We start from the raw sequence: 15943 nt of genomic DNA, 5'->3' as shown, positions 1-15943 counted from the left end.
CCCACGTCGCGGATCTCTCAGGAGGCTTACAATCGGTTTGGAAAGCAAACTGATTGTGAGGTTGCATATGGTTGATGAGGACTTTGCCTGGCGGCTTGCGCAGGAGCTTGTGCGGATCGAAAGCTCAGACCCGGGCGCGTATGAGGACGAGATCGAGCGCTTCATTAAGAGGCTCATTGAGCAGCAGCTGGCACAACTTGATAGTTCTGCGCTCGATGCCGTGCAGATTGAGGAGCTCGAAGTGCTGCCCGGGCGCCGCAACCTTAAAGTCACCGTGCCGGGCCAAAGCGACGAGCCGCGGCTGATCTATATCTGCCACATGGATACCGTCACCTTGGGCGATGGCTGGGACGCAGACATCGCACCGCTTGGGGCGGTTGTGCGCGACGATAAACTCTATGGCCGCGGTGCCTGCGATATGAAGGGTGGCCTGGCCTGCGCCATTGCCGCACTGGTCCATACGCTCGAGCGCGTGGCGGCGGATGGCGCGCTGCCACGCCGCGGCTTTTCGCTCATCTGCTCGGTCGACGAGGAAGACTTCATGCGCGGCTCAGAGGCCGCGATCGATGCTGGCTGGGTCGGCTCGCGCGAATGGGTGCTGGACACCGAACCCACCGACGGACAGATCCAGGTGGCGCACAAGGGTCGCACGTGGTTCGAGATTGAAATGGCTGGCGTGACGGCGCATGCGAGCCAGCCTTGGAAGGGCGCGGATGCCGTCGCCGCCATGGCCGAGGTCGTGTGTTCGCTTCGTCGCGCGTTTGCGGCGCTGCCCGCGCACGATGAGCTGGGGCCTTCGACCATCACGTTTGGCCAAATCGAGGGCGGATATCGCCCCTACGTCGTACCCGACCGCGCCAAAGTTTGGGTCGACATGCGCCTGACCCCGCCGACCGATACGGCCGCCGCAATCAATATGGTCGAGCATGCCATCGCCGTCGCCGAAGCCACCGTTCCCGGTTGCCATGGCAGCTACACCGTGGCGGGCGACCGCCCCGCCATCGAGCGCGATCCGGTCTCTCCCCTTCTAGCTGCACTCAAGTGCGCAGCAGACGATGTAACGGGCACGGATACGACCGTCGGCTTCTTTACCGGCTACACCGACACTGCCGTCATTGCCGGCAAGACGGGTAACCGTAACTGCATGAGCTATGGCCCAGGCTCGCTCGCGCTCGCCCACAAGCCCAACGAATATGTGCCCCACGCCGACATCGTTCGTTGTCAGCAGGTGCTAATCGCGCTCGCCGATAACGTGCTCTGGGACGCGAGCGGCCAAGTTGGGGCATAATAAGCCGCGAACAAACCGACTCGTGCGTTAGGACCGCCCCATGAAAGCACTTCCGTTTCCCTGCATCCGCCCGGCTCAGGACCGCGTGCTCGAGGCACTGCCTGCAATGGGCAGCATCCTGAGCGGCAACGATGCTCTGCGCGGAGCCATTGCCGATGGTCTGATGCTCAAGGATCCAGGCGCGGCGTATTACGTGTACGAATGCTCGGGTGAGCCGGGACGCGTGACGGGTGTCGTGGCGATTTGCCCGGTTAACGTGCTGACGGGCGGCGACGAGGCTGCCGCCGAGAGCATCGACGCACTCGCCACCGCGCGCGCGATCGCCGAGCTCAAGGTGCAGCCGCGCCCCGTGTCGCTCGCCTACGAGGCGTCGCCCGTCATGGATATCATTTTGAGCGCTGCCAAAGAGGGCGCATCGCTCTACGCCGTCACCGATCCCGCGGGCGTCACACATCGCGTGTGGGAGGTCAAGCGCGAGGACGCCGTTGCCGCCATCCGTGCCATGCTCGATCAGGCGCCCGACCCGGTGTTCGCCGGTGACTCCGCCTATGTCGCCGCACTGGCTGGGGCATCGCAGATTCTGGCCGACGAGGCCCGCGCTGCCGGCGCCTACTCTGGCAAAGAGCCGTTCAACTTTGCTGTAGCCGTGCTGTTCCCCGCCGCGCAGGTCAGCGGCAGCGCGCCGCAGGTTCCGACGGGTCTGCTCACTCACCAGGTCTCACGGTTCTAGCGAACTCAAACGCTAAGCTGGAAAACCCAGCATCCAAACAAACAAGGGGCGGAGATGCAGCAAACGCATGCACCTCCGCCCTTTTCGCATCAAACAATTACGCCGGTAAACCGGGCCGCAACGTCAGCGTTATCCACGCTGCGGACCTGCCGCCGCCACGAGCGGCTCTAGCCCCAGCTCGCGCGCGTAGTCTTCCTGCGTAAAGACTTCGACCAGTTCAAACGTATCGGCCGCATCGTCAAACGCAAAATGCAGCACTGAGCAGTTGCCCGGCACGCGTTCGCGCTCGTCGGCCGCCGCGCCCCGCACGTGGTCCAAAAACTCCTTGATAGCTGAGCCATGACTTACCGCGAGCACGCACGTATGGTCCGGACGCTGCATAAGATCGGTCAGTGTCGCCACCATGCGCGTGCGCACCTGGATCTGGCCCTCGCCGCCAAACTGCCGATAGAAGTCGCGCCACGGGCGCTCGGGCATAAGCATCACGCGCTCGGCCTCAAAGTCGCCAAAGAACCACTCACGCAGGCCGTCCAGGCGCTCGTACGCCAAGCCCGGCCACAAGTTGGCGATAGTCTGCTCGGTGCGATGAAGCGTAGAGGTGTAGGCATGATCGGGCTCAATGCCGCGCGCACGTAAAAACATGCCGGCGCGCGCCGCCTGGTCGCAACCCAGCTGCGTAAGCGGCGAGTCACTCCACCCCTGAATGATACGCTTAAGGTTGAATATCGTCTGTCCATGACGGACCAGATACAGATCTTTATTCATAGGGGTCCTTTCGTTCGTTACCAACCCAAGAGCGAAAACGCCCCGTCGCAATAGCCAAAATGAAGCACGGCACCGTTGTCGGGTAGCTCTCCCCCGCCAGTCACATACTCAAGAAACTCCTGGCAGGCTGAGCCGTGGGAAACCGCCAGCACGCAGTCGTGCTGCGGCCGGGCCATAATACGGGACAGCGCCGCGACCATGCGCGACTGAAGCTGCACTTCCGACTCGCCGCCAAAGGCCACCGGATAATCGCCCCAGGGCTGCGGCGGCATCTCGCGATTTGATGTGCCCTCCAGCGAGCCAAAATGCCACTCACGCAGGTCATCGACCAGCTCAATGGAACGGCCCTCGCCAACGATAAGCTCGGCCGTATGCCGCGCCCGGCCCAACGGCGAGGAATACACATGATCAAAGGCCACGCCACGCGCCGCAAACGCCGTACGCGCCGTCAGCGCCTGCTCGCGCCCGTGCGCCGTAAGCGGCGAATCGTGCCAGCCCTGCAAAATGCTCTGCACATTGAGCTCAGTCTGCCCATGCCGCACCAAATACAGATCTGCCACACACCCTCCCCTCGTACCACCACAAAGGGGACAGGAGCCTTTGTGGTGATTTTGCCGCCGGATTACACCGCAACGACGCTCAGCTACACCAGCACGTCGGCGAGCGAACGCTTGGGTACGTGGTGCACCTGTGCCTCGTCGCGCCAATAATTGATGGAGCCATCGGGGTTGGAATCGATCGCATCGATCACCTGTATCTCGGCCGGAACGCCAAAGGCCATGATCAGCTTGAGCTCATACTTGTCGTTATCGAGCCCCATGGCATCGATCGCATGGGGCGTAAAGGCCTTGAACATGCAGGCTGCCACCTCGGGCGTAGCGCTGCGGGCGGCGAGCATCATCGTCTGCGCGGCAATGCCCGTGTCGACCTCGGTAATGGGAGCGGCAGGCTTGCCCGGAACGGCGCGCTCAGCCAGAATCGCGATGTAGCCGGTCGGGCGCTCGCCCTCGGCAGGACCCGGCCAATCCTTGAGCGCACCGGCCCATGCAAGCTCGTCAAATACACGCGCGCAGTCCTCTGCACCGCTTACCACATGAAAACGCAGACGCTGAGCATTGGCACCGCAGGGAGCCAGGTGCGCCAGTTCCGCCAGCTCGAGCAAAAACTCGCGCGGCACGCGCATGGACTCGTCAAAGCGACGGCACGTACGGGCACGACGGACCAGCGCATCAAACGCTTCCAGACCGAGCTTTTCGCAACCTTGCTTTGCCATCGATTCGACACTCGACGGTGCCTCGGGAACTGCTTCGTTCATAGGGACCCCCAATACAAGCCAATTGTCCTTAGGAAAATCTAACCTAAAACGTAGGCAATAACGAACAGGGCCGCAATGTTCTACACCTGTTGAATAGAAAATCGCGACGTGGGGAACAACGGAAACAATTCGGGGCCTTTGGGTTACGTTTCGCCCTCCCCGACCCATACGTCAGCGCCCTTAGGGGATACTGGTTGTAACGATCAAGGCTTACGCCGCACGGAAAGGAGACATTATGGGCATCTTTAAGAACGATGACCAAAAATCGAGCCAGTTTGGATTTGACGAGAAAAGCATGGCGGGCAAAGCCGTCAAGGCCGTACGCTGGATCTACGCCATCACGGGCGTCTTAGCACTCATTGCTGGTATCGCGCTGCTTTTTGCACCCGCCAAGTCCCTCGTCTTTTTGACGACCGTCCTGGGTTTTTACTTTGTAATCACTGCTGCCATCAGACTGTTCACTGCCATTTTCGAGCCGCTGCTGCCCACCGGTTGGCGCGTGACGAGCATCATCTCCAACCTACTCATTATCTTGGGCGGCGTCATAATCCTGCGCAACCAGGCCTTCTCGACCGCGACGCTCACCACGATGGTGGTTATCGTGGCCGGCTTTGGCTGGATTGTCGAAGGTGTCATGTCCATTCTGGAGTCCGAGCTTTCGTCCAACCGCGCCCTTGCCATCCTGAGCGGTGCACTCTCCATCATCGCCGGCATGTTCGTGTTTATCTATCCGCTGTGGTCGGCCAAGATGCTCGTCATCTTTAGCGGCGCCGCGCTGCTGGTGTTTGGCGTAACGCTGATTGTTCGCGCTATTCAATTTGGCAAACTGGTGCACTAGATGCCGCGAACGCTCTTTATTGATGCCGACGCCTGCCCGGTCACGCGCGAGTCGATTGACTGCGCGCGGCGGGCGGGCGTCGCCGTTGTTATCGCCGGCAACAGCACGCAAAACCTGGAACGGCACATTCGCCGCGACGACCCGCGCGATGCCGAGCACGCGCGACGCGGCTTTTGGGTCACGACGCTCGACGTGAGCGTGGGCGCCGACAGCGCCGACTTTGCCATTGTCGAACGCCTGCAGGCGGGCGACGTGGTCGTGACGCAGGACATTGGCTTGGCGAGCATGGTGCTCGGGCGCGATGCCGCCGCCATCGGTGTGCGCGGGCGCGTGTACGACAAGGCGACTATCGATATGCAGCTGTTTATTCGCCACGAGGAAAAGAAGGTACGCCGCGCCGGCGGACGCACTCGCGGTCCGGCAGCATTTACCAGCGAAGACCGCGCCCGCTTTAAACGCAACCTCACCGAGTTGCTGCACTAACCAAGGTAGATTTTTTGGGACATGCCTAAAAATCTACCTTTTTGTTTTGGCGATTGACGCGCATCCAACGCCCAAGTCATGGCGGTAGATTTTACGGCATACCCCAGTTTTTACGGCATATCCCAAACATCTACTTAGAGGCCAACGGCGGAGAGGATGAGGCCCCAGCCAGCGCCGATGACGTACATCATGATCAGGAACACGGCATTTTCGCGGGCGCTGCGGTTGGTGCGGAACAGCACCAGATAACCCACGCCGGCGGAAATGAGCGTGCCGGCGAGCATCGGCGCCAGTTGCAGCGCGCCTTCCAGATACAGCTGTGTAATGACCACGCTCGCCGAGCAATTGGGAATCAGCCCGACAAGCGCCGAACCCAGGACAGCGAGTGTCTCGTTGCCGCGCAGGAACTGCTCGATCGCGGACTCGCCGAACGTCTCGAGCACGGCGACCAGAATCAGCGTCACCAGAAAAATGAATACCGAGACCTGCACGGTGTGCGAGATCGCACTGCGGATGATCGACAGGACAGGCGTCCCTTCGTGGGAGTGAGAGTGACCGTGACCATCATGGTGTTCATGTTCGCCCTCATGACCGTGATCGTGGCCATGTCCGTGTTCGTGCTCGTCCTCGTCTTCATCACAACCGCAATGGTCGCGCTCGCACAGCTCGTGGATGTGGTCGGCGCTCACGCCTGCCTCGGCCACCTCGTCGATGATGTCACCGCCGCTGTGGTCGTCGTGCGCGCAGTTCACGTGGGCCGGGTTGGCCGCGGTTCCCAGCACGGTACGGCGAATCGCCGCGTGCGCGCGGGCGTTACGGCGCAGGCCGCGAATGGCAGCGTCCACGATAAAACCCGTGACCAGTGCGATCAGCGCTTTCGAAGCCAAAAGCATCGCCATAGTCTGCACGGGAACCTGCTCGGCAAGTAGCAGCGGCAGCATCTCGTCGGAGGTCGAAAGGAACACCGCCACCAACGTGCCCAAGGTCACGACACGGCCGGCGTACAGCGTTGCTGCCATGGCCGAAAATCCGCACTGCGGCACCATGCCCAGCAGCGAGCCAACCACGGGACCCGCGGCGCCGGCACGCTTGATAGCGCCGTTGACGCGGTCGCCCGCAACGTGCTCAAGTGTCTCGAGGGCAAGATACGTCACCAACAAAAACGGCACCAGGGACAGCGTGTCCTTGCCAGCGTCGAGCAGAATATCAATCAGTAAATCCATGACGGATGGAACCTTTCGTGTCTTTCGGCAACATTGTAAAAGTCCTAGCGGTCAACTAGGGTATTGTAGTTGTCCCGGGCGCGGTGCCAATAGTTGCCCATGGTAAACTATCATCTCGCCACAACTCAGTAACCCCGAGCCGCGCGACGCGGCCCGTCCAAGGAGCAGCATATGAACGTATCGCAAGCACTCGAATACGAGCGCCAGCCGTTTATCCCCATGTTTATCTACGGCGACCACGGCGCCATGGAGTCCGAGCGCCAGAAGGGCGAGGAGGCCCTCAAGGTGCTCGAGACCGAGTACTTTACCGCCGAGGGCGACCCCGGCTTCGACTTTGCCACCGTGCGCGACCTGGCCGACCGCAACCGCGACCTTTGCGACCAGATTGGCGAGGCACGCCTGCGCAATGTGACGCCCGCGACGCTCTCGCGCGGCCTGTCCGACGCCGACACCTGCGCCGCCATCGGCAAGATGCAAAAGCGCACCGCCGCGTCCGTTATGCGCGAAATCCGCGGCGACCGCGACGCGCTCGGCGTGGCCTACGCCCGCAAGCCCATCCAGGGCACCGTGCTCGGTATCGACATCGAGACCACCGGCCGTGCGCCCGAGCGCGGCTATATCATCAACGTGGGCTGGGAGATCATGGAGCTCACCAGCGACGCCGTCCCGCACGACGCCGAGGCACACTACTGCGGCCTGCCCGACATCTACCGCGGCGAGGATGTACCGCTGTCGAATATCCACCACATCACCTGGGACGACATCGACGGCAAGAAGCCGTTCCGCGAGAACAAGGAGCTGCAGAAGCAGCTGCTCAAGCTCATGAAGAAGTACCCGTACATGGCACACAACGCCGCGTTTGAGGACAGCTGGTTCAAGATCCACCTGGACGGCTACGCCGAGGCACGCCGCGCGGGTAAGATCATCGTCATCGACTCGCGCCAGATCTGCCGCAGCCTGGACGCCGACGTGCGCTCGCTCCCCCGCGAGTCCGCCCCCGCCGCGCTCGAGAACTGGGCACGCCGTCGCGGCACCCTCGCGCCCGACGCCAACGAGCAGCATCTGGGTCTGGACGACACCGACCTCATGCTCCGCACGGTACAGGCCGAGTTCAACCTCAAGAACCTGTTTGCGAAATAGCAACGTCTGAGACAAACACTGCTTGCTCACGAGCGGCCTCGCAGCGGGAAACACCGCAGCGGGGCCGCCCTACGTTCCACAGATAGATCTGCCATCACAAATTCTGAACCCTCATTTTGAACGATTTCGGCCAATTCCCGACACGTAATTCGTTGTCGGATGGTGATGCATCGATATCAAATGTGCAGCAATTGAGTTTTTATATGCTATAGCTAAGCTGCGAGAACATTGATTTTAGGCGTGCCAGCCCATAATCGCGTCAAGCTTTTGGACAGCATTTGGTTAGGCCCCTAAAACGGCTTTCCCACTCAGTGCCATCAACACGGCATTAGCTGACACGATATATACCATGAGTATCGTATTGTCACATACCACTGCAAAAGCGGTCTACCAGGCCGCGCATTCGGCTTCTGCGAAAGACACCGAGCCCTGTAACCCTGCCGCGATTTACGGATCATGTCCCACCGGAACGCTCCTTGACGCAGCCGCAGAATGGCTCACCAAACACGATGTTTCCCTCGACGCAAATGATTGCCTCGAGGTAATGGTGTTTGATCGCAAGAATGCGCGCTATGCAACGAACTGTCAATGCCACGTTTCGTCAAAACGATTCTCGAACTCACGCTTTATAGAGCTCAAAGATGGCATCTTCATTGTTGGCGTTGAGCTTTGCGCACTTCAGGCCGCCACCTATCTCCCTTTTCGCGAACTGGTGGAGTACTACTTTGAATTGTGCGGCGTTTACTCCCTTGGAACCGGCTCTTCCACCTCTTATAACGAGCGTTTCGCGCTCACCTCGACCGAGAGGTTGAAACAGTTCTTTAATTCCATTACCAGATGCGACGGTCTGGCCCTTGCCCGAAAGGCGATCCAATGTGTGCGCGACGGATGCCGGTCTCCTATGGAAACGGCCTTTGTCATGATGCTAACGTTGCCTAAAAGCGAAGGAGGGCTTGGTATTAAGGGAATTGAGACCGATTACGAGGTGCAGGTCACCGCTGCCGCAAAGAATCTCACGAGACGCAAAAAGTTCTTTATGGATGCGTATCTAAAGAAATCTCGCACAGACATTGAATACAACGGGTTTTATCATGACGCGGAAGAAGACCGCGCCATCGATGAGGAGCGCAAGAATGCGCTTGCGTCCATGGGATACGGAATCATCACCGTCAGTCGTTATTCCTTTATGCATGCCAGCGCTTTCGTTAGGGTCATGGAAGCGATCCAACGGAAAGAGGGCATACGTCCCTCGCGTCTGCCAAAAGACTTTCAAATCATGCAAGAGAACCTGAGACAGTTTGTGCTCAGAAGGTTTATAGAAGAGAAAAAGCGAATTCAGAAGCAGCTTCGCCAGGATTCCGAAGATCGTCAACGAATCGACCTCGAAAAAGCAACACTCGAAGGTATCACGCTGGATGACCCGACAATAAATGAAGTTCCGGCAATCGATGACATGCAGACTGTCGAATCCGACAGCCCATCATTTGCCCAAATAAGCAGCCTCGCGCCCGAGGGCAGAATCTTCGGGGCCGGAAGCTAGACCGGCTAACAAGGTGGGTACCCTAGCGATGTGCAAAATTGCGAGTATTCAGCAGGGTCGGCCCTCCAGCACCCACAAGTTAATCCAAATGAGAAACAAAAACGCTATCGAACGAGAACGTTAGGCAACATTTGAGGAAGACCTTGTCTGTTTACCGCCCTTGGATAACTCTTGAGCGGCTTTATTTGGCCTGGAATAGATTAACGGACCCCCTATAGTTGCAGAATACTCCAATTTTTGCACGGCGCGGGGGCACCCACCCCGGCATCGGCTATCAAAACCGCTCAGTCCGGAATCTCGTCCACTATTCCCCATCATTTTGTGCGACGAATTACCTGAACGTCATTGACATATGAACATGCGCTCATATAATCGGAAGTAAGTTATATGAGCGCATGTTCATATGAAAGGATATTGCAATGAGCAGCCACGCTGATGAAACAAAGACTGGCATCGAGGCCACCGAGCCGATCGTCCCCACCACCTGCTCGCCCGAGGACCTTCCCGACGAGGAGCTTCTCTACGACCTTGCCGACCTGTTCAAGGTCTTCAGCGACACCACGCGCATCAAGATTCTCTATGCCCTCATGGGCCGCGAGCTCTGCGTGGCTGACATCGCCGAAGCGACCGCGACCTCGCAGTCTGCGGTGTCGCACCAGCTGCGCACGCTTAAGCAGTCGCACCTGGTCAAGTTCCGCCGCGACGGCCGCAACATTCTCTACTCGCTCGCTGACGATCATGTCTATACCATGCTTAACCAGGGCATGAGCCATATCTGCGAATAGCAATCACCCACGGTATCAGCGCGGCCGGCACCCAGACCGCTAACACAGGGAAAGGAACCCACCATGAAAAAGCAGTTTAAGCTCGACGAGATCGATTGCGCCAACTGCGCGCGCGAGCTTCAGGACGAACTTGCCAAGCTCGAGGGCGTCAAGTCCGTTTCGGTCAACTTTATGACCCAGAAGCTGACGCTCGAGGCCGACGACGCCAAGTTCGACGAGGTCCTGGACCGCGTCGTTGAGTTCACCGCCGACGCCGAGCCGGACTGCGAGATCATTCTCTAACCCGCGCATACGTTGACCTGCGAGGCCGCGCTTGCCGCGGCCTTTGCTCGCGAAATAATATGAGCGAGTGTTCATAAACTCAAATGGGAGGTTTGAATCATGGCAGCCGCCGATCCCAAAAAGAAAAAGAAGAAGCGCAAGAAGAAAGAGTCCCTTGAGCACAAGCGCAACCGCATCCTGGTAGCACTGGGCATTTTTGCCGTTGTTTATGCCCTCGACGAGCTCGGCGCCCTCACTATCGCATTTGGGGAGCCTGGCAACATCTACGCCAGCTTCGCGCTGTTCCTCGTGCCGTTTTTGATTGCCGGATACGACGTACTGCAAAAGGCATTCAATAACATCCGCCGCGGCAAGGCCTTCGACGAGAGTTTCCTTATGGCAGTCGCGACCATCGGCGCGTTTGCCATGGTGCTCTTCCCCGATACCGACCCGCACATGGCCGAAGGCGCCGCCGTCATGCTGTTCTACCAGGTCGGCGAGCTGTTCCAGGCATACGCTGTGGGCAAGAGCCGCAAGTCGATCAGTGCCATGATGGACATCGCGCCCGACTACGCTAACGTCGAGCAGCCCGACGGCACGCTCGAGCAAGTCTTCCCCGATGACATCGCCGTCGGCACCGTGATCGTGGTCAAGCCTGGCGAGCGCGTGCCCATCGACGGCATCATCGTCGAAGGCGAGACACAGCTCGATACCGCCGCCCTTACTGGCGAGTCAGTCCCCCGTCCGGCCAAAACCGGAGACGATATCATCAGCGGTTGCATCAACATGACGGGCCTCATCCACGTGCGCACCACCAAGCCCTTTGGCGAGTCCACCGTCGCGCGCGTCCTGGAACTCGTGGAGAATGCCAGCGAAAAGAAGGCGCGCACCGAGAACTTCATCACGCGCTTCGCCCGCGTCTACACGCCCGCCGTCACCGGCGCGGCCGCGGTACTCGCGCTCGGCGGCGGTTTGGTCACCGGCGCCTGGTCCGACTGGATCCTGCGCGGCCTGACCTTCCTGGTCGTCAGCTGCCCGTGTGCGCTCGTGATCAGCGTGCCGCTCAGTTTCTTTGGCGGCATCGGCGGCGCGTCCAAGCTGGGCGTTCTCATCAAGGGTTCCAACTACCTCGAGACGCTCGCCGATGTGGACACCGTCGTCTTTGACAAGACGGGCACCCTCACCAACGGCACGTTCTCGGTCGTCGCGGTGCACCCCGAGGCAGGCTATACCGAGCAGTCGCTACTCGAGGTCGCAGCCCTCGCCGAGTCGTTCTCCGACCATCCCATCGCGCAGTCGGTGCGCACCGCCTTCCAGGGCGAGCTCGATCCCAAGCGCGTAAGCGACTCCGCCAACGACGCGGGCCATGGCGTGACGGCGACTATCGACAGCAAACATGTCGTCGTCGGCAACGCCAAGATGCTTGCTGCGGCCGGTATCGACGCTCCCAATTGCGAGGTCGTCGGTACGATCCTCCACGTGCTCGTCGACGGCACCTATGCCGGCCACATCGTAATTGCCGACACCATCAAGGTCGATGCGGAGCAAACGATTCGCGACCTGCACGCCGCCGGCGTCAAGCGCACCGTCATGCTCACGGGCGACCGCGAGGAGGTTGCGGCGTCTGTGGCCAAGCAGCTCGGCCTCGACGAGTTCCACGCGCAGCTGCTGCCGGGCGACAAGGTCGAGCGTGTTGAAGCGCTGCTCGCGGCCGAAAGTGGCAAGGGCAAGCTCGCCTTTGTCGGCGACGGTATCAACGACGCGCCTGTGCTTACGCGCGCCGATGTGGGCATTGCCATGGGCGCCATGGGCTCGGACGCCGCGATCGAGGCCGCCGACGTGGTGCTGATGGACGACAAGCCGTCCGACATTTCCCGCGCTATTCGCGTGGCGCGCAAGACCATGTCGATTGTTTGGCAGAACATCATCTTTGCGCTGGGCATTAAGCTGCTCATCCTTGTGCTGGCAGCGCTGGGCATCGCCAATATGTGGCTTGCCGTCTTTGGCGACGTGGGCGTGGCGATCATCGCCATCCTGAACGCCATGCGCGCGATGGGTGTCAAGAACCTGTAGCGCCTGTGGTCCCTCCGGCCGGGGCCGGGCTTGGTTTTGAAAACGTCCTCGACCAATGAAGCGCCCCCGTTCTGCTCCTTCGGAGCTACGAACGGGGGCGATTCTGGTCTGCGGAATGTTTTCAAAACCAAGCCCGGCCCCGGCCTGCGGCGACACAACTGGCGGTTCTTGGGCATCACTTACTGGCGGGGTTCCTTGTCTGAGTTGGACTTGGTTGGTGGGGTTACTGATCCCGGTCGCTGCCCCGTCTCAGCATCGATCTTAGCTTCTCGAAGCTCTCCTCGCTCAGGCAGTGCTCCATGTGGCAGCCCTCTTGCGACGCGACCTCGGGCGTTACGCCTGCGTCCTCTAGCAGACCTACAAAAAAGCAGTGGCGCTCCCACATTTGACGGGCAACCTCAAGACCGCGTTCCGTCAGATGCACGTCGCGTTTGCCCATCTCCACGTAGCCGGTGCTCTCCAAGGCCGCCATGGCTTTAGAGACGCTTGCTTTGGTTACGCCCAAGTATTCGGCAACGTCGATCGAGCGCACGATGCCCTGACGTTCCGATAGGACGTAGATCGATTCGAGATAGTCTTCTCCGGATTCACGTAGGGCCATGGGCCGCCTTTCGCGATGATTGCTAGTTAGCCTTTGGATACCTTCCTTGGCTTACTTTACCGCAAAAGTTGACCATGTCTTACTGCATTGACCAAAAAGTTAGCCGCGTTTCACAAAACGTGCGAGATGAAAACAAAATGGGAACGCCCCGCAAGGAGTGTCCCCAGCTGCCGGCAGATAAGGAGCGTCCCCAAGTGCCGGGTCGCAGCTACACGAGGCCAAAGTGCTTCGCGGCGTTGTAGATGCCGTCGTCGTCTACGGCGGTCGTCACGTAGGTCGCTGCGGCCTTCACGGTATCCTGCGCGTTGCCCATGGCCACACTTGTGCCCACGGCCGAGAACATCGACAGGTCGTTCTCGCCGTCGCCAAAGGCGATCGCCTCGCTCGCGTCGACACCCAGGCGCTCCAGCGTCGCTGCCACGCCCAAGTCCTTGCCGCCGTTAGCGGGAATAATGTCGCAGAACAGGTCGCACCAGCGCGTAGTGAGCGAATGCGACACCGCATCGGTCACGATATGCTCGTCGGCAGGATCCACAAAGGCGCAAAACTGGTAGACCGGCGCTTCAAAGGCGTGCTCAAACGGCTCCTCGTGGTAGACGATCCCCGCGTTGTTGCCGGCCGTCACCACGCGCTCGGACAGGCGGTTCACAAACGAGTTCTCGCCCTGCATGCACAGCGAGTCGTAGCGCCCCTCGGCCACCTGGTCCACAATCACCGCAACGTCGTCCGGATCGATCGGGCAGCTACGGTAAACGCCCTCGGCATCAAAACAGTGCTGGCCCGAAAGCGTAATGTACGCATCCCAACCAAGATCGAACAGCCAATCGGGCATCTGGTAGGTCGGGCGACCCGTGGCAATGACGCACGCAATCCCCTGCTCGTGAAAGCTGTCGAGCACCTGCTGCGCCGACGCCGGAATCCGGTGCGTCTCAAAGCTCAGCAGCGTGCCGTCGATATCAAAAAACGCGGCCTTGATCATCCTCGCCTACTCCTCGCCCTCGAGCTTTTCACTCGCCTCGAGCCACGCCATCTCCAGCTCGTCCATGGCGGCGTGGGCCTCGTCGATCTTTGCCTGTTGCTCGCCCAGCGCCGTGTAGTTGGTGGGATCGACCTGGGCCATGGCGGCCTCGGCCTCCTCCACGCGAGCGCGCTGCGTTTCCATCTTGCGCTCGAGCGAGCTCACCTCACGACGGAGCTTTTGGCGCTCGGCATTGGAAAGGCCGTTGGGCTGACCGCTCGACTTGGGCTTTTCGGCCGCAGCCGCCGCGGCACCGGTGTCGAACGTACCGGTCTTGGCGCTCGGTGCACCCACGGGCTCGCCCTCGGCGGTGGCGTTGCACAGGCGCAGGTACTGGTCGACGCCGCCGGGCATATGCGTCAGGTGGCCGTCGAGCAGCGCCCACTGCTGGTCGGTCACGCGCTCCATCAAAAAGCGGTCGTGCGTCACCAGGATCAGCGTGCCGGGCCAGCCGTCCAGCAAGTCCTCGACAATCGCCAGCATGTCGGTATCCAGGTCGTTGCCGGGCTCGTCCAGGATGAGCACGTTGGGCTCGTCCAGGATCGTCAGCAGCAGCGACAGGCGGCGGCGCTGGCCGCCCGAAAGATCGCCGATGCGGCTCCAGAGCTGCTGCGTCGTAAAGCCCAGACGCTCGCAGAGCTTCTCGGGTGAAGTCTCCTTGCCGTCAATGACGTAGTACTTCTTATAGTGGCTGAGCACCTCGCGGATCGTGTCGCCCATGTAGGGTTCGAGCTCCTCGAGCTGCTGCGACAGCACGCCAAAGCGCACCGTCTGGCCGATCTTCACGCGGCCGCGCAGGGGCGCGATCTTGCCCTGGATCACGTCGAGCAAGGTCGACTTGCCGGCGCCGTTCTCGCCCAAAAGACCATAGCGGTCGCCCGCACCAATGAGCCAGGTCACGTCGTTGAGCACCTGCTTGGGCGCGCCATCGGTATCCGCATAGCCGGCGTCCACGTCGACCACATCGATAACCTGCTTGCCCAGGCGGCTCACGGCCAGGCGCTTGAGCTCCAGCTCGTCACGCACGGGCGGCACGTCGGCGATCAGCTCGCGAGCGGCATCCACGCGAAACTTGGGCTTGGTGGAGCGCGCCTGGGCGCCGCGGCTTAGCCACGCGAGCTCCTTACGTGCCATGTTGCGACGGCGCTCCTCGGTAACCGCGGCCATGCGGTCGCGTTCCACGCGCTGCAGGATATATGCCGAATAGCCGCCCTCGAAGGGATCGACCTGGCCGTCGTGAACCTCCCACATGCTGGTGCAGACCTCGTCCAAGAACCAGCGATCGTGCGTGACCACGAGCATCGCGCCCTGACCGCGCTGCCAGCGGGCCTTTAAGTGACGCGCAAGCCAGTTGATGGTGCGCATGTCCAGATGGTTGGTGGGCTCATCGAGCATGAGCACGTCATAGTCGCCGATCAGCAGGCGCGCGAGGTCCACGCGGCGGCGCTGACCGCCCGAGAGCTCGCCTACCATGCCCTCCCAGGGCACATCGCTAATGAGGCCGGCGAGGATCTGGCGCGTACGGGGGCTCGACGCCCACTCGTACTCGGGGGCGTCACCCACAACGGCATGATGCACGGTATCGGTATCGACAAGCTGGTCCTTTTGGCCGAGTAGACCGATCGTGATGCCGCGGCGGTGCGTCACGCGTCCGTCATCGGGCTCCAGCGTGCCGGCGAGCACGCTCAGCAGCGTCGACTTGCCGTCGCCGTTTTTACCGACAATACCAATGCGGTCGCCCTCGCCCACGCCGAGCGTCACGCTATCGAAAATATGCTTGGTGGGAAACTCTAGGCTGACGGAATCGCATCCCAAAAGAATCGCCATATGCCCTGCTCCTTCGTAGAAATTCAACGTTCTCCATGATAGCGAAAACCACCACA

The 15943-nt window shown here is 60.6% G+C and carries 16 protein-coding genes; 9 read left to right on the top strand and 7 right to left on the bottom strand.

The window, feature by feature from the left end:
* Positions 1-67 precede the first annotated feature (67 nt).
* Together I2E13_RS03230 and I2E13_RS03225 are read left to right on the top strand one after the other, a co-directional pair.
* On the top strand, positions 68-1288 hold the full coding sequence (locus I2E13_RS03230) for a M20 family metallopeptidase (RefSeq protein ID WP_195404168.1): 1221 nt from the start codon (positions 68-70) through the stop codon (positions 1286-1288).
* 40 nt (positions 1289-1328) lie between these two features.
* Entirely contained in the window at positions 1329-2018 is a 690-nt protein-coding gene (locus I2E13_RS03225; RefSeq protein ID WP_117637782.1) for a DUF1015 family protein, read from the top strand.
* Between the two features lie 129 nt (positions 2019-2147).
* Here I2E13_RS03225 and I2E13_RS03220 read toward each other — a convergent pair whose 3' ends face one another.
* From I2E13_RS03220 to I2E13_RS03210, 3 genes are all read right to left on the bottom strand, one after another.
* The gene (locus I2E13_RS03220) at positions 2148-2783 is read right to left on the bottom strand and encodes a histidine phosphatase family protein (RefSeq protein WP_117563979.1); all 636 of its coding nucleotides are present in this window, start codon (positions 2781-2783) and stop codon (positions 2148-2150) included.
* Positions 2784-2800: 17 nt separating this feature from the next.
* Complete coding sequence (locus tag I2E13_RS03215) at positions 2801-3343, bottom strand: histidine phosphatase family protein (protein WP_195404167.1); 543 nt, start codon at positions 3341-3343, stop codon at positions 2801-2803.
* Positions 3344-3426: 83 nt separating this feature from the next.
* Positions 3427-4098: a nitroreductase family protein gene (locus tag I2E13_RS03210; RefSeq protein WP_199570658.1), complete on the bottom strand. Its 672-nt coding sequence runs from the start codon at positions 4096-4098 to the stop codon at positions 3427-3429.
* A gap of 235 nt (positions 4099-4333) precedes the next feature.
* Between I2E13_RS03210 and I2E13_RS03205 the strand changes: the two genes are divergently transcribed.
* Together I2E13_RS03205 and I2E13_RS03200 are read left to right on the top strand one after the other, a co-directional pair.
* Positions 4334-4936: an HdeD family acid-resistance protein gene (locus I2E13_RS03205; RefSeq protein ID WP_117797862.1), complete on the top strand. Its 603-nt coding sequence runs from the start codon at positions 4334-4336 to the stop codon at positions 4934-4936.
* Positions 4937-5419, top strand: a complete 483-nt coding sequence (locus I2E13_RS03200) for a YaiI/YqxD family protein (RefSeq protein WP_055252057.1) — start codon at positions 4937-4939, stop codon at positions 5417-5419.
* Positions 5420-5553: 134 nt separating this feature from the next.
* Here the strand turns inward: I2E13_RS03200 and I2E13_RS03195 are convergent, their stop codons facing one another.
* The gene (locus I2E13_RS03195; protein ID WP_055252059.1) at positions 5554-6642 is read right to left on the bottom strand and encodes a putative manganese transporter; all 1089 of its coding nucleotides are present in this window, start codon (positions 6640-6642) and stop codon (positions 5554-5556) included.
* 171 nt (positions 6643-6813) lie between these two features.
* Here I2E13_RS03195 and I2E13_RS03190 point away from each other — a divergent pair, with 171 nt between their 5' ends.
* The 5 genes from I2E13_RS03190 to I2E13_RS03170 all read left to right on the top strand — a co-directional run bounded on the left by I2E13_RS03190 (position 6814) and on the right by I2E13_RS03170 (position 12441).
* Positions 6814-7782 carry a 3'-5' exonuclease gene (locus I2E13_RS03190; RefSeq protein WP_055252061.1) on the top strand — a complete coding sequence of 323 codons (969 nt, stop codon included), beginning with the start codon at positions 6814-6816 and terminating at the stop codon, positions 7780-7782.
* 349 nt (positions 7783-8131) lie between these two features.
* Complete coding sequence (locus I2E13_RS03185; RefSeq protein ID WP_195404166.1) at positions 8132-9322, top strand: hypothetical protein; 1191 nt, start codon at positions 8132-8134, stop codon at positions 9320-9322.
* A 419-nt stretch (positions 9323-9741) separates the two neighbouring features.
* Positions 9742-10107 (top strand): ArsR/SmtB family transcription factor, encoded by a 366-nt coding sequence (locus I2E13_RS03180; protein WP_055252065.1) that lies wholly within the window; start codon positions 9742-9744, stop codon positions 10105-10107.
* 63 nt (positions 10108-10170) lie between these two features.
* The gene (locus tag I2E13_RS03175; protein WP_089572082.1) at positions 10171-10389 is read left to right on the top strand and encodes a cation transporter; all 219 of its coding nucleotides are present in this window, start codon (positions 10171-10173) and stop codon (positions 10387-10389) included.
* Positions 10390-10488: 99 nt separating this feature from the next.
* The gene (locus I2E13_RS03170; RefSeq protein WP_195404165.1) at positions 10489-12441 is read left to right on the top strand and encodes a heavy metal translocating P-type ATPase; all 1953 of its coding nucleotides are present in this window, start codon (positions 10489-10491) and stop codon (positions 12439-12441) included.
* Between the two features lie 223 nt (positions 12442-12664).
* Here the strand turns inward: I2E13_RS03170 and I2E13_RS03165 are convergent, their stop codons facing one another.
* From I2E13_RS03165 to I2E13_RS03155, 3 genes are all read right to left on the bottom strand, one after another.
* Complete coding sequence (locus I2E13_RS03165; RefSeq protein ID WP_117639714.1) at positions 12665-13042, bottom strand: metal-dependent transcriptional regulator; 378 nt, start codon at positions 13040-13042, stop codon at positions 12665-12667.
* A 208-nt stretch (positions 13043-13250) separates the two neighbouring features.
* Positions 13251-14021, bottom strand: a complete 771-nt coding sequence (locus I2E13_RS03160) for a Cof-type HAD-IIB family hydrolase (RefSeq protein WP_117655830.1) — start codon at positions 14019-14021, stop codon at positions 13251-13253.
* A 6-nt stretch (positions 14022-14027) separates the two neighbouring features.
* A complete protein-coding gene (locus I2E13_RS03155) occupies positions 14028-15887 on the bottom strand; it encodes an ABC-F family ATP-binding cassette domain-containing protein (RefSeq protein WP_117655831.1) in 1860 nt (619 codons plus the stop codon).
* Positions 15888-15943: the final 56 nt, after the last annotated feature.

This window comes from Collinsella aerofaciens, from assembly GCF_015554145.1.
GTDB lineage: Bacteria > Actinomycetota > Coriobacteriia > Coriobacteriales > Coriobacteriaceae > Collinsella > Collinsella aerofaciens_AA.
Note: the sequence above shows the minus strand (reverse complement) of the source record. Positions and strands in the feature narration are given on the sequence as shown.